19 protein-coding genes are annotated in these 21,048 nt (G+C 61.7%); 11 read left to right on the forward strand and 8 right to left on the reverse strand.

The window, feature by feature from the left end:
* Positions 1-73 precede the first annotated feature (73 nt).
* The gene (locus B2Y33_RS19370; protein ID WP_206405270.1) at positions 74-3,730 is read right to left on the reverse strand and encodes a CheR family methyltransferase; all 3,657 of its coding nucleotides are present in this window, start codon (positions 3,728-3,730) and stop codon (positions 74-76) included.
* Between the two features lie 216 nt (positions 3,731-3,946).
* Between B2Y33_RS19370 and B2Y33_RS19375 the strand changes: the two genes are divergently transcribed.
* The 8 genes from B2Y33_RS19375 (at position 3,947) to uvsE (ending at position 13,170) form a co-directional block, all read left to right on the forward strand.
* A complete protein-coding gene (locus B2Y33_RS19375) occupies positions 3,947-4,390 on the forward strand; it encodes a hypothetical protein (protein ID WP_027914738.1) in 444 nt (147 codons plus the stop codon).
* Between the two features lie 111 nt (positions 4,391-4,501).
* A complete protein-coding gene (locus B2Y33_RS19380) occupies positions 4,502-5,980 on the forward strand; it encodes an MFS transporter (RefSeq protein WP_028686997.1) in 1,479 nt (492 codons plus the stop codon).
* Between the two features lie 82 nt (positions 5,981-6,062).
* Entirely contained in the window at positions 6,063-6,443 is a 381-nt protein-coding gene (locus B2Y33_RS19385; protein ID WP_027914736.1) for a hypothetical protein, read from the forward strand.
* Positions 6,444-6,550: 107 nt separating this feature from the next.
* On the forward strand, positions 6,551-8,338 hold the full coding sequence (locus B2Y33_RS19390) for a thiamine pyrophosphate-requiring protein (protein ID WP_132578774.1): 1,788 nt from the start codon (positions 6,551-6,553) through the stop codon (positions 8,336-8,338).
* Between the two features lie 97 nt (positions 8,339-8,435).
* Positions 8,436-8,942, forward strand: a complete 507-nt coding sequence (locus B2Y33_RS19395) for a (2Fe-2S)-binding protein (RefSeq protein ID WP_023536023.1) — start codon at positions 8,436-8,438, stop codon at positions 8,940-8,942.
* Positions 8,939-9,940, forward strand: a complete 1,002-nt coding sequence (locus B2Y33_RS19400) for an FAD binding domain-containing protein (protein ID WP_110606787.1) — start codon at positions 8,939-8,941, stop codon at positions 9,938-9,940. The genes B2Y33_RS19395 and B2Y33_RS19400 overlap by 4 nt, the downstream gene beginning before the upstream one ends.
* Positions 9,937-12,129, forward strand: coding sequence for a xanthine dehydrogenase family protein molybdopterin-binding subunit (locus tag B2Y33_RS19405; protein WP_206405271.1), 2,193 nt, complete (start codon positions 9,937-9,939; stop codon positions 12,127-12,129). The genes B2Y33_RS19400 and B2Y33_RS19405 overlap by 4 nt, the downstream gene beginning before the upstream one ends.
* Before the next feature lie 27 nt (positions 12,130-12,156).
* The gene (uvsE, locus tag B2Y33_RS19410; protein ID WP_028686993.1) at positions 12,157-13,170 is read left to right on the forward strand and encodes a UV DNA damage repair endonuclease UvsE; all 1,014 of its coding nucleotides are present in this window, start codon (positions 12,157-12,159) and stop codon (positions 13,168-13,170) included.
* Positions 13,171-13,187: 17 nt separating this feature from the next.
* Here the strand turns inward: uvsE and B2Y33_RS19415 are convergent, their stop codons facing one another.
* The 5 genes from B2Y33_RS19415 to B2Y33_RS19435 form a co-directional block, all read right to left on the reverse strand.
* Complete coding sequence (locus B2Y33_RS19415) at positions 13,188-13,415, reverse strand: hypothetical protein (RefSeq protein WP_049696160.1); 228 nt, start codon at positions 13,413-13,415, stop codon at positions 13,188-13,190.
* A 270-nt stretch (positions 13,416-13,685) separates the two neighbouring features.
* Complete coding sequence (xth, locus tag B2Y33_RS19420; RefSeq protein ID WP_206405272.1) at positions 13,686-14,498, reverse strand: exodeoxyribonuclease III; 813 nt, start codon at positions 14,496-14,498, stop codon at positions 13,686-13,688.
* A complete protein-coding gene (locus B2Y33_RS19425) occupies positions 14,495-14,737 on the reverse strand; it encodes a hypothetical protein (protein ID WP_023536082.1) in 243 nt (80 codons plus the stop codon). Before B2Y33_RS19425 ends, xth begins: the two co-directional genes overlap by 4 nt.
* Positions 14,738-14,796: 59 nt before the next feature.
* Complete coding sequence (locus B2Y33_RS19430) at positions 14,797-15,501, reverse strand: SDR family oxidoreductase (RefSeq protein WP_027914729.1); 705 nt, start codon at positions 15,499-15,501, stop codon at positions 14,797-14,799.
* Between the two features lie 84 nt (positions 15,502-15,585).
* Positions 15,586-16,491, reverse strand: coding sequence for a LysR substrate-binding domain-containing protein (locus B2Y33_RS19435; RefSeq protein WP_206405273.1), 906 nt, complete (start codon positions 16,489-16,491; stop codon positions 15,586-15,588).
* 219 nt (positions 16,492-16,710) lie between these two features.
* Between B2Y33_RS19435 and B2Y33_RS19440 the strand changes: the two genes are divergently transcribed.
* From B2Y33_RS19440 to B2Y33_RS19450, 3 genes are all read left to right on the forward strand, one after another.
* Positions 16,711-17,160, forward strand: a complete 450-nt coding sequence (locus tag B2Y33_RS19440; RefSeq protein WP_206405274.1) for a GNAT family N-acetyltransferase — start codon at positions 16,711-16,713, stop codon at positions 17,158-17,160.
* A 126-nt stretch (positions 17,161-17,286) separates the two neighbouring features.
* Entirely contained in the window at positions 17,287-19,140 is a 1,854-nt protein-coding gene (locus B2Y33_RS19445; protein ID WP_027914726.1) for an ABC transporter ATP-binding protein, read from the forward strand.
* Between the two features lie 228 nt (positions 19,141-19,368).
* Positions 19,369-19,905 carry a WYL domain-containing protein gene (locus tag B2Y33_RS19450; RefSeq protein WP_027914725.1) on the forward strand — a complete coding sequence of 179 codons (537 nt, stop codon included), beginning with the start codon at positions 19,369-19,371 and terminating at the stop codon, positions 19,903-19,905.
* 7 nt (positions 19,906-19,912) lie between these two features.
* Here the strand turns inward: B2Y33_RS19450 and B2Y33_RS19455 are convergent, their stop codons facing one another.
* Positions 19,913-20,635, reverse strand: a complete 723-nt coding sequence (locus B2Y33_RS19455) for a hypothetical protein (protein WP_206405275.1) — start codon at positions 20,633-20,635, stop codon at positions 19,913-19,915.
* 83 nt (positions 20,636-20,718) lie between these two features.
* Positions 20,719-21,021 carry a DUF3077 domain-containing protein gene (locus tag B2Y33_RS19460; RefSeq protein ID WP_027914723.1) on the reverse strand — a complete coding sequence of 101 codons (303 nt, stop codon included), beginning with the start codon at positions 21,019-21,021 and terminating at the stop codon, positions 20,719-20,721.
* Positions 21,022-21,048: the final 27 nt, after the last annotated feature.

Below are 21,048 nucleotides of genomic sequence, written 5' to 3' on the forward strand. Positions count from 1 at the left end.
TGGCGAGACTCTCGGCAGGTGGCCCTCGAATGTGCCGCTAAGCCGGTGAGCTGCACTGCCCACCGATTTCCTTTCAAAGCGTTTGCGAGGCACGACAGAGTGACTCAATGGCGCCTACCAGCTCGTCGTAGTGCACGGGCTTGGTCAGTTGCAGGTCGAAGTGCGCGACCCGACCCTCCCGGCTTGGCGGGCTGACCCCATAGCCACTCAACGCGATTGCAGGCGTCGCCTGATACTGAGCTTGTTCACGAATCGCCGTGATGAATGCGTGCCCGTCCATTTCAGGCATGCCGATATCGGTCAGTATCACATCGAACCGGTGCCCTCCCACATTCTCCAGCGCCTCAACCGGATTGAGGAACGTAGTAACGTGGGCGTCTTCCATTTCCAGCAGCATCCGCATGACGTCCACAACGTCCGCAGAATCGTCTACCAGCAAGACATGAACGCCCTTGAGCCTGCCTTCACTGGGCCCAGCGTCTGGGTTGGCTGCGCCCTTCCCAAGGGTGCGCTGCGACAGCGGCAGCTGAACACTGAATGTTGAACCAAGCCCCAGCCCCGCCGAGTGTGCGCTCACAGTACCGCCATGGGCCTGCACCAGTTGCTTGACCAGTGACAACCCGATGCCCAGGCCGTCACCGTGATGACGGGTGTGGTGGGGCTGCCGAAACAGCTCGAAGATGTCTGTCACATCATCTGCAGACAGGCCAGGGCCGTTGTCGCTGACAGCCAAACGCACGTTTTTTTCGGTAAGTGAGAGCTCGACCGTGACCCATGCCTGCGGGCCGCTGAACTTCAGGGCATTGTTGATCAGGTTCCAGATGATCTGCTCAAGACGCGTCGCATCACCATGAACCACCATCGGACCGCGCGGTTCGGGCAGTACGAGGAGGATCCGGGCCGTGGGGTACTCCTCAATGGCCATGGCATGTATCGACTTGAGCATATCGGCCAGATCCAGAAGCTCTTTCTTGAGCATGAGCTTTCCGGTCCGCAGGCGAGCGACGTCTAGCAAATCATCGATGATGCGGGTCTGGCTGGTCACTGCGTCGTTGATCACGGCAAGCGCCTTGCCACCCTTGGCCGTGTACTGCACGGCAGGCAGTCGGCGCAATATCTCGGCATTGAGCTGAATGAGGTTCAGCGGATGCTTGAGCTCGTGCGACATGAAGGCGAAGAACTCATCCTTGAGCAAGCTGCTGGTACGTGTCTCAGCCAGGCGCTTGCCCTGTTCATCCTGCAGGTGCTTCTGCCCCGTCATATCACGGGCAATCTTCACGTACCCCGGGGTATCACCACGCAAGCGCGCCGTTTCCCCGCTGCAGTACAAGCGGCTCCCGTCGCGACGCAAATGCCAGCGCTCGTCTTCGGCACGCCCATTTACCTGGGCTTTGCGCAATTCGGCTTCAGGTACACCAGCAGCTCGATCCTGGTCCGTGAACAGCACGTCGAAATGGCTGCCGGCAATCTGCTCGGCACTGTGGCCGAAGATAGACTCCGCACCGCGATTCCACTCACAGATGACGCCGTTGCCGTCCAGGATGATGATGGCAAAGTCCTGGGTGCTTTCCGCTACCAGTCGCATGCGCTCCTGTCCCAGGCGCAGGTCCTGTTCAGCTTCACGCCGTTTGGTGATGTCGATGAACGTGAGCACCGTACCGTCGATGTGGTCCTCGCTCGAGCGATAAGGCAACAGACGAGCGATGTACCAGCGTCGGTCACTACTACTGACCTCTCGTTCCCTGACGGTCAGCGATTGATGAACCGCAGCAGCGTCCTCGGTCATTTTCGGATAATCGAGCCGATGGGTGATATCCAGCAGCGAACGGCCCGTGTCCGTCTGGCGCATGCTGAAGATGTCCTGCGCTCGCGGCGTGAACCAGCGGATATGCATATTGCGATCCACGAACACTGTGGCGATGTCGGTAGAAGCGATCAGGTTGGCCAGGTAGTCGTTGATCTTGTCGGTTTCTTCGACCTTGCTCTTGAGCTCGAAATTGACCGTGAGCAATTCTTCGTTGATCGACTGAAGCTCTTCCTTGCTGGTTTCCAGCTCTTCGGTAGCCAAGCGCAGCTCTTGGTTGATGGCTTGCATTTCTTCGTTGGAAGCTTCTAGCTCTTCGCTGGAGACTTCCGACTTTTCGATGGTTTCCTGCAGGTGCAGCTTGGTGCGATGCAGCTCGCTCTCCAGGCTCGTCATCACCTGATTTTGATTTTGCTCGACGGGGATGTTGGCGGCGACATTGGCGCGGAAAATCCGGTTGCGTTTATCGACCGCCTTGAACAGCTCCGGGCACAGGTCAGCAGACTCCGAGGAGCCCATGAACAGGTAGCCGCCAGGGCGTAGCGCGAAATAGAACATCTCCAGCATTTGTTTCTGGATCTCGCGATCCAGATAGATGAGCACGTTGCGACACACGATCAGGTCTACCTGTGAGAAAGGCGGGTCGCAAAGCAAGCTGTGCCTGGCGAACAGAACCTTCTCACGAATTTCCTTCCTTACCCGGTAGTGATCATTCTCCTTGGCGAAGTACTGGCGCAGGCGCGTGGTCGATACATCGGTGATGATCGCCTCCGGGTAGATCCCCGCGCGACCTATGGCAATCGCGCGCTCGTCGATGTCGGTGGCAAATACCTGCAGCTTGAGCAGAGCAGGCTCAAGTTTGCGGTGTTCGGCACACAGTATCGCCAGGCTGTAGGCCTCTTCTCCCGTTGAGCAGCCAGCGGACCAGATTCGCACGTCTTCACGCTTGTCCTCAGGGCCACCTGGGTTCAAGACAACGCTCAATACCAAGCGCTCGAGCGCCTCGAAGGCTTCCCGGTCGCGAAAATAGTTCGTCACACCGATCAGCAGGTCTTCGAGCAGGTTCTTTGCCTCATCAGGGTGCTGCTCAAGATGACGCAGGTAGCTCGGCAGGTCGGCCCGGCCAGTGATCTGCAAGCGGCGTTCGATGCGCCGTATGACCGTCGCGCGTTTGTAGTGCTGAAAATCGTACCCGGTACAGTTGCGCAGGGTCATGAGAATGTCCTGCAACGCCTGCTCGCTATCCTCTCCCGCTTGCGCAGCGTTGGCTTGGATTCCGGCCTCTGCATCGGCGACACGGATGCTGCGCATGCCCATCCAGAAACCGAGCAGTTTTTGCGGTATGTCGGCTACCGGCAGTACCGCATCGACCAGTCCGGTGGCAATGGCAGCCAGCGGCATCCCGTCGAATTCGGCATCGGCCGGGCTCTGCACCAAGGTGATGCCACCTTGCTCCTTGATACGCGACAAGCCCACTGCACCATCACTGCCTGCACCGGAAAGCACTACACAGAAACTTCGCTGCTTGTGCACATCGGCCAGATCACGGAAGAACAAATCGATGGCGACATGCTTTCCCAAAGGCCGCGAAGAGGGAACGACCTTGAGGTGGCCGTCAGTCATGATCAGTTGCCAGGCAGGTGAAATGACATAGACGTGATCGGGCTCGATGGGCACGCAGCTGTTTACCTGTACGACCGGCATGGAAGTCGCGGCCCGAATGATCCCGTCCGCGACGCGCTGATGATCGGGCGAGAGGTGCAGCACGATGACGAATGCCATGCCGCTCTCAGCCGGCATGTGTTCGAAGAAAACCTTGAGCGCGGCGATACCGCCTGCCGAGGCACCAATGCCTACCACCGGAAACCCAAGCTGGCTGGGTACGGTTCGATCTGTGTTGGCGGCGGTGCTGGACGGGCTGTTCATCGTTGGTTCCTGTCTGAAAACATCCACGAAGTGACGTGGTTTTCCTGTATGACCCCCGTCAAGCGCCGGAACACCCGCAAAAAACCGCATGCCCTGCCAGGCGGTCGGTTGGCACTTCATCGCCCTAGGGAAAGGCCCGTTCGTCGCCTACAGGGCACGGCGTGGTAGTGCAGCCTGACGAACACTACGAGGACACCTCATAAAAGGAGCTTCATCATGACAATGCTAAAACCTTCTTCCTTGCTGCTTGCACTCTGCCTGGGTGCGTCCGCGCCAATGGTCATGGCAGCTACCAACATGAACGATCAGCACACCCCCAGCATGCAGTCGGGTGATCACGGGACCATGAATGGCACCGGCGGCGCTACCGGTTCCGGCACCCCAGGGGACGGCATGGGTACCGGCAGTGGCACCGGAAGCAATGGTACGGACGCCACGGGTGGCGATGGCACAACCTCAGGCTCGGGTACCGGTAGTGGGGCGAACACGGGTCCCGGCGGCACCGGGAGTGGCTCAGGCATGGGCGGTACCGGGAGCGGCGACATGGGCGGTAGAGGCGACATGGGCGGCAGCGGAGGTACCGGTATGGGCAGTGGGACCGGGAGCGGCGGTACAGGTGGCGGTACGGGCGGCGCAGGCGGCTCGGGTGGTGGTAGCTGATCATCAGGGGTACTTGATCATCGCAAAGGCTCACCGAGCCTGATACCTGGAATCTAAGGGCTGCTTCGCAGCCCTTCCTGTAAACGGCAGCGATAGAGGCTCGAGGCTGGCGTGACGACTAAACCTAGACACGGCACACATGCCAGCAGCCCCGATCAGCGGCTCTACAGCACGGATATTCCTGCCCGCCTTGATCGACTGCCATGGACCCGGTTTCACACGTTGCTGGTGGTGGCGCTTGGCATCACGTGGCTACTGGACGGTCTGGAAGTCACCCTTGCCGGGTCACTGGCCGGCGCCCTGAAGGACAGCCCTGCTCTGGCCATGAGCAACCGCGACGTTGGTCTGGCTGGCGCCATCTACATCGCAGGGGCGGTGCTCGGCGCACTCTTTTTCGGATGGCTGACCGACCGCCTGGGCCGGCGCAAACTGTTCTTCATCACCCTGGCGCTCTACATCGGGGCCACCGCAGCCACGGCATTTTCCTGGAACCTGTGGAGCTTTCTGGCATTTCGCTTTCTCACAGGCGCGGGCATTGGTGGGGAATATACGGCCATCAATTCGACCATCCAGGAGTTCACCCCAGCGCGCTACAGGGGCTGGGTCGATCTGACCATCAACGGCACATTCTGGCTCGGCGCTGCGCTGGGTGCAGTGGGCGCCATTGTGCTTCTGGACCCGTCGATCGCGAACGGCGACCTCGGATGGCGCCTCTGTTTCGGCACCGGCGCCGCGTTGGGATTGCTGATCATGCTGATGCGGCTGTGGGTGCCGGAGAGCCCGCGGTGGCTGATGATTCACGATCAGCCCGAAGCTGCTGAGCGTATAGTGGCCGATATCGAGCGCAAGTGCCGCGCTCAAGGCTTGAGACTGCCTGCGGTAGATGTTCCGCCCCTGCAATTGCGTGCCAGGCATCACACGCCTTTGCCCGAGATATTTCACAGCCTGTTCGTGGTCCACAGACGCCGGGCCATGGTAGGCCTGACGCTGCTCACGGCGCAGGCGTTTTTCTACAATGCCATCTTCTTCACCTATGCCCTGGTGCTGACCGATTTCTACGATGTGCCCTCCTCCAGCGTTGGCTGGTATGTCCTGCCGTTCGCGCTCGGCAACTTCTGTGGCCCGCTGTTGCTCGGGCGGCTGTTCGATGTGCTGGGGCGGCGCATCATGATCAGCGCCACGTATGCCCTGTCGGGCATATTGCTGACCCTGAGCGGCTACCTGTTCGAACAGGGGATGATCGATGCCATCGAGCAAACGATCGCCTGGATGGTGATCTTTTTCTTCGCATCGGCTGCGGCCAGCTCTGCCTACCTTACTGTCGCAGAAACCTTCCCGCTGGAGATCCGCGCTCTGGCCATTGCCGTGTTCTATGCATTCGGCACAGGGCTCGGTGGCATGGTGGGGCCGACGTTGTTCGGTGCCTTGATCGAATCGGGCGAGCGCACCCAGGTCTGGTATGGGTATCTGCTCGGCGCCGCGCTCATGCTGGTAGCGGCATTCGTTCAGGCCGTTTACGGCGTAGCCGCAGAGCGCCGGTCACTGGAGCACGTTGCCCGTCCCCTTTCTCAGGTGGAGTCCGCCGATTAAAAGGGCCACCGCCCGTCCGCCAACCGGCACTTGAGCGCGTGCTGGCCTTCAACCCTATATCCATCAGAGAGGAGCGGCGACCATGGCACGCGGCGACAAGGACAAGTACACCCAAGAGCAAAAGCGCAAAGCCGAGCACATCGAGCAAAGTTACGAGGACAAAGGGCTCTCCAAGGACAAAGCCGAGGCGCGCGCCTGGGCTACGGTGAACAAGCAATCCGGTGGGGGCGACAAGCAAGGTGGCTCTGGCAGCAAGACCAGCAGTACAGACAAGGAAAGCGCACGTTCGGACTCTGCCAAACGAGCTGCCAAGACCCGTGAGGGGCACGCGCGCAACAGCTCGGCGTCCCTCGAATCGCAGACCAAGGAAAGTCTGCTCAAGGAGGCACGCAGCAAGGACATCAAGGGCCGCTCGACCATGACCAAGGCCGAGTTGATCGAAGCGCTGCGCAAGCACGGTTGATTTGCACGAACGGGTTATTCCGGTCGGCTGAACCGCTTCAAGTCCGTTGAAACTTTAGTATTCCCTGTCAAGTCCAGAACTTATCCGAGACGCGGCAGGAGAAGACAATGAGCGGCACTGTAGGCGATTTTCTGGTCGAGCGGCTGTACCAATGGGGCGTACGCCGCATCTTTGGTTACCCAGGCGACGGGATCAACGGTGTGTTCGGCGCCCTGAACCGCGCGGGCGGCAAGATCGAATTCATCCAGGCCCGGCACGAAGAGATGGCTGCCTTTATGGCCAGTGCCCACGCCAAGTTCACTGGCGAGCTGGGCGTCTGCATCGCGACGTCCGGCCCGGGTGCTTCGCATCTGCTGACCGGTTTGTACGACGCGCGCATGGACCATCAGCCGGTGCTGGCCATCGTGGGCCAGCAGGCGCGCGCAGCCTTGGGCGGTCACTATCAGCAGGAGCTGGACCTGGTCTCGATGTTCAAGGACGTCGCTGGCGCGTTCGTGCAACAGGCATCCACGCCTGAACAGGTACGTCATCTGGTAGACCGCGCCGTGCGCACGGCCGTTGGAGAGCGACGTGTGACTGCCGTGATTCTGCCCAACGATCTGCAGGACCTGCCCTACGAAGACCCGCCCCGCGCCCATGGCACCGTTCATTCGGGCGTTGGTTACAGTAAACCCAAGGTGGTCCCCTTCGATGCCGACCTGCAACGCGCCGCCGATGTGCTCAACGCCGGACGCAAGGTCGCCATCCTGGTCGGGGCCGGCGCGCTGGGTGCCAGTGACGAGGTAGCCGCAGTGGCCGAGCAACTGGGTGCTGGCGTTGCCAAGGCCTTACTGGGCAAGGGCGTGCTGCCCGATGAGCTGCCGTGGGTGACTGGCGCCATCGGCCTGCTCGGGACGGAGCCGAGTTACAAGTTGATGGCCGAATGTGACACGCTGCTGATGATTGGTTCTGGCTTCCCGTATTCCGAATTCCTACCCAAGGAAGGTCAGGCGCGCGGCGTGCAAATCGACCTGCAACCCGACATGCTCAGCCTGCGTTATCCCATGGAGGTGAACCTGGTCGGTGACGCGGCGCAGACGTTGCAGGCATTACTACCTTTGCTGCACCCGCGCCCTGATCACAGCTGGCGCAAGAAAATCGAGAAGTGGCGCGCCAGCTGGGACAAGACATTGACCAAACGCGCTTTGGTCAAGGCCGACCCGATCAACCCGCAGCGAGTGGTGCATGAGCTGTCCCCGCGCCTGCCGGACCAAGCGATCATATCCAGTGATTCAGGTTCGTGCGCCAACTGGTACGCCCGTGATCTGATGATCCGCGAAGGGATGCAGTGTTCCTTGTCGGGGGGCCTGGCCTGCATGGGTGCGGCCGTACCTTACGCCATTGCTGCCAAGTTCGCCCATCCGACCCGGCCGGTGATCGCCCTGGTGGGCGACGGCGCCATGCAGATGAACAACCTCGCCGAACTGATCACAGTGGCCAAATACTGGCAGCAGTGGGAAAACCCCACGTGGATCTGCGCGGTGTTCAACAACGAAGACCTCAACCAGGTGACCTGGGAGCAGCGCGTGATGGAGGGCGATCCGAAGTTCGAAGCCTCTCAGTCGATCCCTGATGTGCCTTATCACTTGTTCGCCATCTCGATTGGTCTTGAGGGTATCTACGTCGAGCGTGAAGAAGATGTCGCTCCCGCTTGGGAGCGTGCCTTGGCGGCCGATCGCCCAGTCCTGATCGAGTTCAAGACGGACCCCAACGTAGCGCCACTGCCGCCGCACCTGAAACTTGAGCAGGCCAGGAAGTTTGCGACCACCTTGCTCAAGGGTGACCCGGATGAAGCCGGCGTGATCGTGCAGACCGCCAAGCAAGTGCTGAGCGCGGTGCTTCCAGGCAAGAAATGACAAGGGCTTGGCGCTTGGGATGAACGTTCCGGGCGCCTGACCAGTCGCACTCCATAGACACAGCCTACTGTGCGCAATCGAACCGTGAGGACCTACCATGACTGCACTCCCTGAACAGGGCGCTGCACAGCAGACCCTGAACTTCACCCTCAATGGCCAACCCCAGGCCCTGACGGTACAACCCTGGACCACCCTGCTCGACCTGTTGCGTGAGCAGCTGGACCTGGTGGGCACCAAGAAAGGTTGCGACCATGGCCAATGCGGCGCCTGCACCGTGCTGCGCGACGGCCGCCGGGTGAACGCTTGCCTGACCCTGGCCGTGATGTGCGAAGGTGCCGACCTCGTCACCATCGAAGGCCTGGCCGAGGGTGACCAACTGCACCCCATGCAGCAGGCATTCATCAGTCAGGACGCCTTCCAGTGCGGTTACTGCACCCCTGGCCAGATCTGCTCGGCCGTGGGCCTCGCCAATGAAGGTCACGCCCATACCCGTGCCGACATCCGCGAGCAGATGAGCGGCAACCTTTGCCGCTGCGGCGCTTACAGCAACATCGTGGCCGCCGTCGAACAGGCCCTGCCGCTGATCAAGAGGGCACGCACATGACCCCTTTCAGCTACCACAAGCCTGCCTCGCTGGACGAGGCACTGCGCCTGACCGATGCGTCCTCGCGTTTTATTGCAGGCGGGACCAACCTGGTCGACCTGATGAAGGAAAATGTCGAACGGCCCGAGCGACTGATCGATATCACAGGACTGGAACTTGACCGTATCGAGTCCTCCAACGCGGGCGGTGTAATGATCGGCGCGTTGGTCAGCAACGCGGACCTGGCCTGGGACCCGCTCATCCGCCAGCGTTACCCACTGCTGTCGCAAGCGATCCTGGCCGGTGCATCGCCTCAGTTGCGCAACATGGCAAGCACCGGCGGCAACCTGCTGCAACGTACGCGCTGCTACTACTTCTACGACACCGGTACGCCTTGCAACAAACGCGAACCCGGCAGCGGTTGCCCGGCACGCAGCGGCTTGAATCGCATTCATGCGATTCTCGGCGCCAGCGAGGCTTGCGTGGCGACTCATCCTTCGGACATGTGCGTGGCATTGGCTGCCCTGAAGGCCGTGGTGCATGTGCAAGGGCCCGCCGCCAAACGCCAGATTCCGTTCGCCGAGTTCCATCGCCTGCCCGGCGATACGCCGCAGCAGGACAACCACCTGGCGCCTGATGAGCTGATTACCGCCATCGAGCTGCCTGATCAAGGCTTCGCCGAGCATTTCCGCTACGTGAAAGTACGTGATCGTGCCTCCTATGCCTTCGCGCTGGTCTCGGTCGCCGCTGCCCTGCACATCGAAGGCGGGGTTATTCAGGAGGCCCGCATCGCCTTGGGTGGCGTGGCCCACAAGCCATGGCGCAACGAAGCTGTCGAAGCGATGTTGCAAGCAAAGGCGCCCAGCACCGAGCTCTTCACGCAAGTGGCCACTGCCCTGCTGCAAGGGGCACAACCCCTGAGCCAGAACGGCTTCAAGGTGCAACTGGCACAACAAGCCATCATTCGGGCATTGAACGAGGCCGCCGCCGGCGGCAGCCTCGAGGGGGACGCGCAATGAGCAAGGTAGTAGGAACCCCAGCGGACCGCGTCGACGGCGCAGCGAAGGTCACCGGCCAGGCACGTTATGCCGCCGATTACCCGGAAGAAGGCCTGCTGCACGGCAGCGTCGTTTCCAGCACCATCGCCCGCGGCCGGGTGGTCAAGGTCAACAGCGACAAAGCGCTACAGGTGCCAGGCGTGGTGGCAGTACTGGACCACATCAACCGTCCGCGCATTTCCAGCTACGACGATGACTACAGTGACGATGATGCAGCCGAGGGCTCACCCTTCAGGCCGTTGTTCAATGACCGCGTGTTCTACAGCGGTCAGCCCGTCGCACTGGTCGTCGCACAGACGCTGGAAATCGCTCGGCATGCGGGCTCGCTGGTCGAGATCGATTACAGCCAGGAAAGCCATGAATCCGACCTGGAAAAGGTACTGGGTCAAGCACACGAGGCGCCGGCTGAAACACCTGAGCCCCGTGGTGACTTCCCAGGCCGGTATGCCAGCGCCCCTACCCGCGTGGACGCCACCTACTGGACGGCCAACGAACACCACAACCCGATGGAGCCCCACGCCTCCACCGTGTGCTACCAGCTCGATGGTAGCCTGGTCATCCACGACAAGACCCAAGGCACGCAGAATTGCCAGGAATACGTGCACAACGTATTCGGACTGCCCAAGGAAAAATTGCGCGTCAAGGCAGCCTTCGTCGGTGGCGCCTTTGGTTCCGGCCTGCGTCCCCAGTACCAGCTGCCCCTGGCGGTCATGGCTGCCCTGCACCTGATGCGCTCGGTGCGCGTGACCTTGACCCGCCAGCAGATGTTCACCTTTGGCTACCGCCCACGCACACAGCAACGCCTGCGCCTGGCGGCCGATGAGCAAGGCCGCCTGTCTGCCATTGGGCATGACGCCATCGGCCAGACGTCACGGTTTGAAGACTTTGCCGAGCACGTCGTCGAGTGGAGCGGCATGCTGTACCAATGCGACAACGTCGCGTTGAGCTACCGCTTGGCCCCACTGGACGTCTACACCCCATTGGACATGCGCGCGCCGGGTGCAGGTTCGGGCATGCTGGCGCTGGAGTGCGCTATGGACGAACTGGCCTGCGCAACAGGGCTGGACCCGGTCGAGTTGCGGCGACGAAACTTCGCCAGCCACAATGGCAATGAGGGTAAGCCTTACTCGAGCAAGGAACTGCTAGCCTGTTACGCACAAGGGGCCGAGCGTTTTGGTTGGGCCAAGCGCCAGGCTGCGCCCGGCTCGATGCGGGACGGCAATCAACGCATAGGCTGGGGCATGGCCGGCGGTGTATGGGAAGCCATGCAGATGCAAGCCAGCGCCAAGGCGCGTCTGGGCTGTGACGGGCACTTGACTGTCAGCAGCGCCACCACGGACATCGGCACCGGCACCTATACCGTCATGACGCAGATCGCTGCCGATGCCGCGGGCCTCGACATGGCCGATGTCACGTTCCTGCTTGGCGACTCCTCCTTGCCAAAGGCGCCGTTGCAAGGTGGGTCGTTCACCGTGTCCTCCGTCGGTTCTGCCGTGCGCAAAGCGTGCCTGGAGCTGCGCAAGCAGGTTGTCGAGCAAGCCAGGCAACAGCACCAGAGCCTGGCCAGCCTGGACGATTCCGACTTCTTGATCGCAGGTGGCCAGGTGAGCGCCGGTGAGCATTCGTTCGCCCTCGCCGACCTGCTGCCCAGTGCCCAGCAGGCCTGCTTCGAGGTGCAGGTCGAGGCGGGCCCTGACGACAAGCGCAAGCCCTACTCCACTGCCACCCATTCGGCGGTCTTCGTCGAGGTATCGGTGGACGAAGACCTGGGGACCGTGCGCGTCAAGCGCGTGGTCAGTGCGGTGGCTGCAGGCCGGGTCGTCAACCCCAAGACAGCGCGCAGCCAGATCCTGGGGGGCGTGGTGTGGGGCATCGGCATGGCGCTACACGAAGAAACCCAGACCGACCATGCGCTGGGCCGCATCCTCAACCACAACCTGGCCGAGTACCACGTGCCGGTGAATGCCGACATTGATGATATCGAGGTGATCTTTGTGGAAGAGCACGATGATGTGGTCAACGAGCTGGGCTCCAAGGGCGTGGGCGAGATCGGCGTGGTAGGTGTCGCTGCGGCCGTGGCCAATGCCATTTATCACGCCACCGGCAAGCGGGTCCGCGAGTTCCCGATCACCTTGGACAAGCTGCTGTAAACGGGCCCTGCCCTCTGGAGTAATCGCATGCCACGCCTGGGTTTCGCCTGCATGTACCGACACCCGCACCGCAGCTTGTCGGTCAAGGAGCTGGAGACCATCGAGCGTACGTTCAACCCGCGCAGCACGACGCTGCGTTGGGTTTCGGGCGCCTCCCGCGAGGCGGCTCGGAACAAGTTGCTTGAACTGGTGGAACACAACCTCCAGGCCCAGCTGCGCTTGCTCGACTATGTGGCCCAGCTGCCCCAGGCGCTGCGCATGCTGCGCCTGAGCAGCGACCTGCTGCCGCTGTACAGCCACCCTAGCGTGGCCCACGTGTACCGCGAGGCCGACTTTCAAGCGCTGATGGCCGAACGTTTCGCCGCCATCGGTGCTTTCGCGCGCGCCAGGCAGATACGCCTGTCATTTCACCCTGGACAGTACTGCGTGTTGGGCTCGGACCGCCCCGAGGTGGTGGAGAACAGCCTGGCCGAATTCGAATACCATGCCGACATGATCCGCATGATGGGTTACGGGCAGGTCTTCCAGGACTTCAAATGCAATGTGCACATTGCCGGCCGGCTGGGCGGTGCGGGGATTCGCACCGTATGGCCACGCCTGTCCGAGGTGGCCCGCAATGTGATCACCTTCGAGAATGACGAGAAGACCTATGGGCTCGACGACTGCCTGGCGTTGGCTGACCTGGCGCCGGTGGTGCTGGATATCCACCATTGCTGGATTCATGAGGGTGACTACATCGACCCGGGCGATACGCGAGTTGAGCGGGTGATCGAGAGCTGGCGCGGCGTACGCCCCACCATGCACTACTCTCAGCCCCCGGAGCACCTGCAGGCGCTGGGGTTCGGGCCTGATCGCAAGCTGGTGATCGGTGAGTTGCTGGAACAGGTGAACAAACGCGATCTGTACGCCCACAGCGCTCGCATGTGGAACCGCTGGACGAACCGCTACGCACTTCAGTTTCTCGACAGGTTCGACATCATGTTCGAGTCCAAGGACAAGAACCTGGCCACGCTTGACTACTTCAACGACTACCTGGCTTGATCGGGCCGGGCAGGCCCTCAGCCGCTTCCGGTCAGGTCACCGGCCACTTCGCAGCCGTTGCGACAGCTGCACTCGTACTCGGCCTGTGCGCGAGTAGGCAGGTTCAGGCTCAGCCTGACCTTGTCCTGCGTGTCGTACAGGTCGTAGCCCTCCCCCAGTGATGATGGAAAGCCGAGTCGCCGTGGCAGCCATTCTTTTGTTTGCGGTACAGCTGGAACCACAACGAATCGCATCTGCATGATCATCCCTCACCGGCCGTTCCTTAGTATTAGTCACGCTAAGAGAAAGCATCAAGTAGACTCATGCATGTTTATGACGTTCATTAAGTCGTACGCGCAGGTAACTGGCTGTAAGCGCAGCTTTGACGCCTGGCCAGCGCTCCCCCTGTGGGAGCGGCCTTGCCGGGGCATCGGACCGCTCCCATAGGGGAACTCAAGAGATGATGGATGGGGTACAGGGCAGCTGGAAAGATGCGTATAGGATCGTGCAATCAGGCGCTTGAGCTCCTGACCTTATTAGCTGACTCCAGCCGACTTGCGGCTGCGCCGACTCCCCAACTCGATCCAGGTCGGGGCATGGTCACTGGCCTTGGGCTCATTGCGCACCCAGGCATCGACGCCCGCTCGCTTGAGGTACGGCGCCAGGTCCCGGTTGAGCAGCAGGTGATCGATGCGCAGACCCGCATTGCGCGCCCAATGGTTGCGGAAGTAGTCCCAGAACGTGAACACCTGCTCTTGCGGATGCAGGTGCCGGATAGCATCGGCCCAGCCGCTGGCCAGTAAACGCTCGAAGCAATCGCGCGATTCGGGTTGCAGCAGCGCATCCTTTTGCCAGGACTTGGAGTCGTAGATATCCAGGTCCGTGGGCACGACATTGAAGTCACCGGCCAGGACGGTGGGGTGACCACTGCCCTGCAACTGCCGGGCATGCTCGATCAGGCATTCGAACCAACGCAGCTTGTAGTCGAACTTCGGCCCTGGTTGCGGGTTGCCGTTGGGGAGGTACAAACACCCTATCAACACCCCATGCACCGCTGCCTCCAGATAGCGGCTCTGGGTGTCGTCCTCCATGCCCGGCAAGCCTCGCCGTACCTCGAGCGGCTCGCTGCCGCGCGCCAGGATCGCCACTCCGTTCCAGGCAGGTTGGCCCAGGTGCAGATACCCGTAGCCAGCGGCTTCCAGAGCCTCACCCGGGAACTGATGGTCGGGTGCCTTGAGCTCCTGAAGGCAGACCACATCGGGCTTTTCACGTTCGAGCCAGGCCAGCAGCGCAGGCAGCCGGCTGCGAATGCCGTTGATGTTGAATGTGGCAATCCTGAGCGCTTTCATGTGTCAGGGTCGATTACATGGGCGCGCACGGCATCTTCGAGGGCATGCACATGCGCCTGGTCGGCCAAGGCCTTGAGCGCCAGCCAATCGTCCCAATCGATGATGCCATCGTCACGCAACGCTTCGGCGGTACGCACCAGTTCATGGTGGTAGGCATCGGGTGACTCACGGCGGTAGCTGATGTCGTCGTACTGCGCGTACCAGGCCGCGAGTTCAGGGATACTGCGTTCGATACTCATCGCACTGCTCCTGTGAAACCCTTTGGGGTTGTGAGCCTGCCTTGAGCGCATCGTTCAACTCAGACGCTTCGCGTCACGCCACCGTCGACCCGGATATTCTGCCCGGTGATGTAGGCGGCGCCGTCACTTGCCAGAAACGCGACCGTGGCGGCAATTTCGTCGCTGCTGCCATAGCGCTTGAGCGGCACGCTGTCGCGACGCTGCTCAAGGGCCGGCAAGCTGTCTATCCACCCCGGCAGCACGTTGTTCATGCGCACATTGTCACGTGCATACGTATCGGCGAAAAGTTTGCTGAACGCAGCGAGCCCGGCACGCATCACGGCGGAAGTGGGAAACAGATCACTGGGTTCGAAGGCCCAGGCACTGGAAATATTCACGATGACCCCGCCGCCCTGGCGCTGCATCACCGGCGTGACCAGGCGTGTCGGCCGGATGACGTTGAGCAGGTAGGTCTCCATGCCGGCATGCCAGTCGGCGTCGCTCAGTTCCAGCACAGGCCCCCGAGGCCCGTGGCCAGCACTGTTGACCAGGACGTCGATGCGGCCCCACCGCTGCATGACTGCCTCGACCAGCCGCTCGAGGTCCTCCATGCACTGGTTGCTCCCCGTCACGCCCAGCCCGCCCAGCGTCATGGCCAAGGCCTCTCCCTTGCCAGAGGACGAAAGAATCGCGACCTTGTAGCCATCGGCGGCCAGGCGCCTGGCCGCCGCCGCGCCCATACCGCTGCCACCTGCGGTAATGATTGCAACCTTTTCGTTTGTCATGCTGCCTCCTGTGATGGGCATCGAGTGGGTACAGGAACCAGGCTACCAAGGGGCAGAGAAGCGAGGGAGATAGCTCCCAACGCGTCAGCCAGTAGTTTTTCTATCGCCTGCGTCTGACCTGAGCCAGTCGATGACCCACTGCAGCTGCTGCGCGTCTCGAGCTTTGCGTGGCCACACCAGGTAGAACGCCTTGTCTGGGCGCAGATGCGATTCGGCAACCTGGACCAGGCGCCCTGCGTCGATCTCCTGAGCCACGAAGGCGCGTTCTGCCAGCGCAATGCCCTGCCCGCCAATGGCCGCGTCAATGGCCAGTGATGTCTGGTTGAACTGGACTGACCTTGCACCAACGGCGGGGTGACCGGGATAGACCTGCGCGCGATAAGACGGCCACGAGTCGTGGGCATCACACAGAGCTACATAGCGCTCCAGTGTTGCGAAGTCTTCAGGCGGGCCAAGCGCCGCTACCAGGGTGGGGCTCGCCACCGCGATGATCTCCGAACCCATCAACAGTGCCTGCTCAAGCCCTGGCCCGAAAGGTGGCCGCCCGTAACGCACGGCAAGGTCGACGCCGTCGGTATGAAAATGCGACAGACGATCGGTGGCCAATACTCGCACATCCAATGTCGGGTAGCGCTCGGCCAGTCCACCGAGCCTGGGGATCAGCCACTTGGCGGCGAAAGTGGGTGTCACGCTGACGGTGATATGAGAAGGCGCAGGGCGCAGCCGGCGCGTTGCCTCATCGAGCATGGCCATTGCCGTACGCACGGTCTCGCTATACCCGCGGCCAGCGTCGGTCAATGCCAGGCCTCGAGGCAGGCGTTCGAACAGGCGTACCTCCAAGGCGCGTTCCAACCCCCGAATCTGCTGGGCCACGGCGGGCTGGGTGACACCCAGCTCTTCGGCGGCCAGGCCAAAATTGAGATGCCGCGCCACGACCTCGAACACCCGCAGGGCGCCAAGGGACGGCAACTCGGAAAAAACGGCAGGCATAGGGGGTAGGCGATCCAGGCTGGGCAGATTGGCACGAGGCTAGCCCCATCCGTGCAGGAAGTCGATGAGCGTCCAGGACTGGGTACTCGCCTGGTGATATGGAATCGATCAGCAACTCTCCGGCTGTACGCTCAAGCAGGCACGAATACACTCCTTTGCAATTGCCAGAAAGAAGCGCTGGTACTATTAGCTCACCGCTTGCCCACACGGACCGTCAGCATGCAAATACGCACCCTCTCTCGCGATGAACTCGACCAGGCCAATGCTCTGTGCATGGCTTCGTTCATGCATTCGGTAGCGCCACTTTTGCCTGTGCAGGCCATCACGACATTCACCGAAGTGGCGAGCGTGAACGCCTTTGCAGAGCGATTGCAAGGTGACAACCTCATGCTGGTGTGCGAGGTCCAAGGAAGGCTTGCGGGGCTGGTCGAACTCAAGCAAGGCCGTCATGTGGCAATGCTCTTCGTATGCCCCGCTCGTCAGCGCCAGGGTATCGGCCGACGCTTGATCGAGGCCGCTCTCGGCCATGCCCGCAGCCAGACGGTTACGGTAAGCGCGTCGCTGCCATCGGTGGCGGCCTATCAGCGTTATGGCTTCAGCCAGGCAGGTGAAGTTGGGGAGCACGCGGGGCTGATTTACCAGCCAATGCAAAAGGTCTTGAGCATGTGAAGCCTCACGCAGGCCCATGGCGCTGAAGTTTTTGATCAGGTGGACACTCATTGTGTCTATGTAAAGGCGGGCACTGCTGGTGAAGTACCAGGGCAGCCACGCCATTCGTTTTTCCGGAGACACTGCATGCTTCGTATCTTTGAGCGTAGGCTCGACCCTTTCCCTCCCGATGAGGTGCCGCCGCCCCCCGTTGGCCTCATGCCTTTCCTGTGGGCGTGCACCCGTGGGGCGCGCGGCTACATTCTTGCGCTGGCCCTGCTCAGCGCTAGCGTGTCCCTCTACGAAGCCTGGCTGTTCAGCTTCCTCGGCCAGGTGGTGGACCTGCTGTCAGCCTGGCAGGCCGGCGACACCGCTGCCGCCCAGGAAAGCCACGTGTTGTGGGGCATTGGCATCGTGCTGGTGATCAGCATCGGCCTGGTGGCGCTACGCACCATGGTCCAGCACCAGGTGCTGGCCATCAACCTGCCGCTGCGACTGCGCTGGGATTTTCACCGGCTGATGCTGCGCCAGAGCCTGTCGTTCTTCTCCGACGAGTTTTCAGGGCGCGTCACCACCAAGGTCATGCAGACTGCACTGGCCGTGCGCGAGGTGCTGTTCACGGTCATCGAGATCCTGCCCGGCATTGGCGTTTATTTCATCGCCATCATCGCCCTGGCCGGCGGCTTTGCCTTGAAACTCATGCTGCCGTTCATTGCCTGGCTGGTGCTATTCGGGCTGGCGATGGTTTATTTCGTTCCACGCCTGGGCGCAGTAGGCGAAGAGCAGGCCCACGCGCGGTCGTCGATGACCGGGCGCATTTCCGACGCCTACACCAACATCACTACAGTCAAGTTGTTCTCACACTCCAAGCGCGAAGCCCATTTCGCCCGAGCGGCCATGGAGGACTTCAAGCAGACCGGTTTCCGGCAGATGCGTCTGGTGAGCCAGTTCGAGATCGTCAACCAGGCGTTGGTGGTAGGGCTTATCCTTGGTGCAGGCGGTTATGCGCTGTGGCTGTGGCACCAGGGCCAAGTGGGCACCGGCGCTGTGGCGGCCATCACTGCCATGGCCCTGCGCATCAATGGCATGTCGCACTGGATCATGTGGCAGATGACCTCACTGTTCGAAAATATCGGCACACTGCAGGACGGCATGGCCACCCTGACGCGCGGTCCGAAAGTGCAGGACGCCCCGGACGCCACCGCTCTGGTGACCCGTGGTGGCGCAGTGACATTCGACAAGGTCAGTTTCAACTACAACGGTGAGCGCCAGGTACTAACCGACCTCAGCCTGGACATCAAGCCGGGTGAGAAAGTGGGCCTGGTCGGCCGCTCCGGTGCTGGCAAGTCGACGCTGATCAACCTGCTGCTGCGCTTTTACGACGTGGACAGTGGCCAGATCCGTATCGATGGCCAGGATGTAGCCAAGGTCACCCAGGACAGCCTGCGCAGCGCCATCGGCATGGTGACACAGGATACGTCACTGCTGCATCGCACCATACGCGAGAACATCGCCTATGGACGGCCGGACGCCACCGACGCGCAAATCCAGGCCGCCGCCCGCGATGCGCAAGCCGACGGGTTCATCAGCCAGCTCAGCGACCAACAGGGCCGCACCGGTTACGACACCATGGTCGGTGAGCGCGGTATCAAGCTGTCCGGTGGGCAACGTCAGCGCATCGCCATCGCCCGGGTGATGCTCAAGAACGCACCTATCCTGCTGCTTGACGAGGCAACCAGTGCACTGGATTCGGAGGTAGAGGTCGCCATCCAGGAAAGCCTGGACGAGATGATGGAGGGCAAGACTGTAATTGCGATTGCCCATCGACTGTCTACGATCGCCGCCATGGATCGTCTGATCGTGATGGATGAAGGGCGCATCATCGAGCAAGGCACCCACGCCCAGCTGCTCGAGAAAAACGGCACCTACGCGCGCCTGTGGCAGCACCAGAGCGGTGGTTTCCTTGGCGAAGACCAGGGTATGGCGCACGCGCTCAACTGAGTGGGCGCACGCTGACCCGTTGCCTGGACAGATGATGTTCGAGCGTTAACCCATCGCCCCTGTGTCGTTGATCGGGGGCGATGGCGTTGCAAGTACGAAGACACCGTTTGCGCTCGTCGCTTGCCTCACGGGTATGAATGACTTGGTTCAAAACCTGCGAAACGGTATCCTCCGGTAGCTTAAAGCCACCAGTTAGGCATTCATTGTCTGCCCCTCAAGGAAGAGCCTTTGCCCAGTCAGTCATCGCGTCACACCATCGCCCGCCAGTGGGAACTCCTCAAGCTCCTTCCGGGCCGCGATCCCGGCATGAGCTGCACGCAGTTACAGGCGGCACTGTCGAGCGCGGGCCATGCCACGACCAAGCGTACGGTCGAGCGTGACCTGGTGGAGCTGGCAGGGCTGTTCCCGTTGCAGTGCAACAGCGCGTGCATGCCGTATAGCTGGCACTGGCAGCCCGGACGCAAATTGCGCGATGGGGCACCGCCCGCGCCAGGGGATGCGCCCGCTCAAGTGGAATTGCACGCCTGGGTGGACGAGTCGCTCTACCATCATCTGGAGATGCATCCGCTGGGCACAGGTATGCGCCTCACATGCCTGCCCAACGGCGGTGCCATCCTGGTCACAACGGTAGCGGATGATCGAGCGTTGATGGGCTGGCTGCTGTCCCAGGCCGGAGCGATCCGCGTTCAGGGGCCGCAATCGGTGCGCCTGGCCTTGCTGGAGCACTTGCGTCAGAGCCTGGCACTGCACGACACCGGCGCTTGAGCAATGCCTAGGCCGGCCGCCGGCGGGACAGGCAGGCGTAACCCAGTGCCAACACGCTCAACCCCATTACAATCAACAGCCCCATCAGCTCTGTGCTGTAGCGGGCAGCCCAGGCCGGGAAGCCGGCGACCGACTGATACACCTGCACATCCGCCGTCCCCTCGGCATAGCTGATGCCTACCCCACTCTGGCGAATCTGCGAATAGTCAGCATCGAAATACACCCAGACCTTGCTGGAGCCGCCGGCCTCGATCGCCGGGATCTCGAGCTGAGCGGTGGCCGCCTCGAGCAAGGTGTCATTGCCGGCCGAATCCCGGACCTGCACCAGGCCTTTGGAGGGCAAGCGGATCCTTACCTGATCCACGGGGGCATTGCCGGTGTTCTGCAACTCGATGAGCAAGCCGGTCCGGTGGTCTACCAGGCCGGCCTCGAAAGGTTTTGCAAACAGCTGGGCATAAGGCGCCTGTGCCATCTCCACCAGCCGGTCGACCTGGTCGCGGCTCAGTTGACCTTGGCCGATCGTGTTTATGCGTGCACTCAACTGCTCGTACTTGAGCTGCTCGCTGGCTTTGCTGATACGCTCGCTGAACTGTCCCGGATAGGTCAGGTACGCGTAGGTCAGCGACGCTTCCAGGCGCGGGTTGCCCATCACTGCCTTGTAGACGAACAACAGGGCCGCCAGCCCGATCAGAACGACTACGAGGAGTTTCCCCACCTTGTCCCAGCTCAATGCACTCTTCCTTTTGTCGAGTTACAGGCGATACGCGCCGCCAAGGGTGCCAAGTTCGCGGCCCCCAAGCAAGCGCCTGACCGCTATCGTTCGACATCGTCCTCACGAACATGGCGCAACGCCTGTAATTGCCCGTCGATGAGGGCCTTGGCCATTGCGGCCAGGTAGCAGGTGGCGAGCATTGCGTTCTTGCGGTCTGCAGGCTTGTCGATGGCCTTGCGGGTAAGCTCGGTGATGCAACCCATGATGACGGATGCTTCCACTAAGGCAGTACGCAAGGGCAACGCTGGCTTCATCTGGACCAGGTCGGTACCGGCGCTCGCGAATCGACGGGTTGCGTTGACCACGGTGGGGCCTTGGGGGGGTCTGGTGATGTCATTGTCCATGCTGTTTGCTCCCTGTCTGGAGAGCCG

Origin of the sequence: Pseudomonas sp. UBA5666 (assembly GCF_002420785.1) — a bacterium.
Taxonomy (GTDB): domain Bacteria; phylum Pseudomonadota; class Gammaproteobacteria; order Pseudomonadales; family Pseudomonadaceae; genus Aquipseudomonas; species Aquipseudomonas fulva.

What these genes read in the sequence shown, in the direction of transcription:
- B2Y33_RS19370 (WP_206405270.1), bottom strand. Translation starts at nt 3,730, where the DNA reads ATGAACAGCCCGTCCAGCACCGCCGCCAACACAGATCGAACCGTACCC.
- B2Y33_RS19375 (WP_027914738.1), top strand. Translation starts at nt 3,947, where the DNA reads ATGACAATGCTAAAACCTTCTTCCTTGCTGCTTGCACTCTGCCTGGGT.
- B2Y33_RS19385 (WP_027914736.1), top strand. Translation starts at nt 6,063, where the DNA reads ATGGCACGCGGCGACAAGGACAAGTACACCCAAGAGCAAAAGCGCAAA.
- B2Y33_RS19390 (WP_132578774.1), top strand. Translation starts at nt 6,551, where the DNA reads ATGAGCGGCACTGTAGGCGATTTTCTGGTCGAGCGGCTGTACCAATGG.
- B2Y33_RS19395 (WP_023536023.1), top strand. Translation starts at nt 8,436, where the DNA reads ATGACTGCACTCCCTGAACAGGGCGCTGCACAGCAGACCCTGAACTTC.
- B2Y33_RS19400 (WP_110606787.1), top strand. Translation starts at nt 8,939, where the DNA reads ATGACCCCTTTCAGCTACCACAAGCCTGCCTCGCTGGACGAGGCACTG.
- B2Y33_RS19405 (WP_206405271.1), top strand. Translation starts at nt 9,937, where the DNA reads ATGAGCAAGGTAGTAGGAACCCCAGCGGACCGCGTCGACGGCGCAGCG.
- uvsE (WP_028686993.1), top strand. Translation starts at nt 12,157, where the DNA reads ATGCCACGCCTGGGTTTCGCCTGCATGTACCGACACCCGCACCGCAGC.
- B2Y33_RS19415 (WP_049696160.1), bottom strand. Translation starts at nt 13,415, where the DNA reads ATGATCATGCAGATGCGATTCGTTGTGGTTCCAGCTGTACCGCAAACA.
- xth (WP_206405272.1), bottom strand. Translation starts at nt 14,498, where the DNA reads ATGAAAGCGCTCAGGATTGCCACATTCAACATCAACGGCATTCGCAGC.
- B2Y33_RS19425 (WP_023536082.1), bottom strand. Translation starts at nt 14,737, where the DNA reads ATGAGTATCGAACGCAGTATCCCTGAACTCGCGGCCTGGTACGCGCAG.
- B2Y33_RS19430 (WP_027914729.1), bottom strand. Translation starts at nt 15,501, where the DNA reads ATGACAAACGAAAAGGTTGCAATCATTACCGCAGGTGGCAGCGGTATG.
- B2Y33_RS19435 (WP_206405273.1), bottom strand. Translation starts at nt 16,491, where the DNA reads ATGCCTGCCGTTTTTTCCGAGTTGCCGTCCCTTGGCGCCCTGCGGGTG.
- B2Y33_RS19440 (WP_206405274.1), top strand. Translation starts at nt 16,711, where the DNA reads ATGCAAATACGCACCCTCTCTCGCGATGAACTCGACCAGGCCAATGCT.
- B2Y33_RS19445 (WP_027914726.1), top strand. Translation starts at nt 17,287, where the DNA reads ATGCTTCGTATCTTTGAGCGTAGGCTCGACCCTTTCCCTCCCGATGAG.
- B2Y33_RS19460 (WP_027914723.1), bottom strand. Translation starts at nt 21,021, where the DNA reads ATGGACAATGACATCACCAGACCCCCCCAAGGCCCCACCGTGGTCAAC.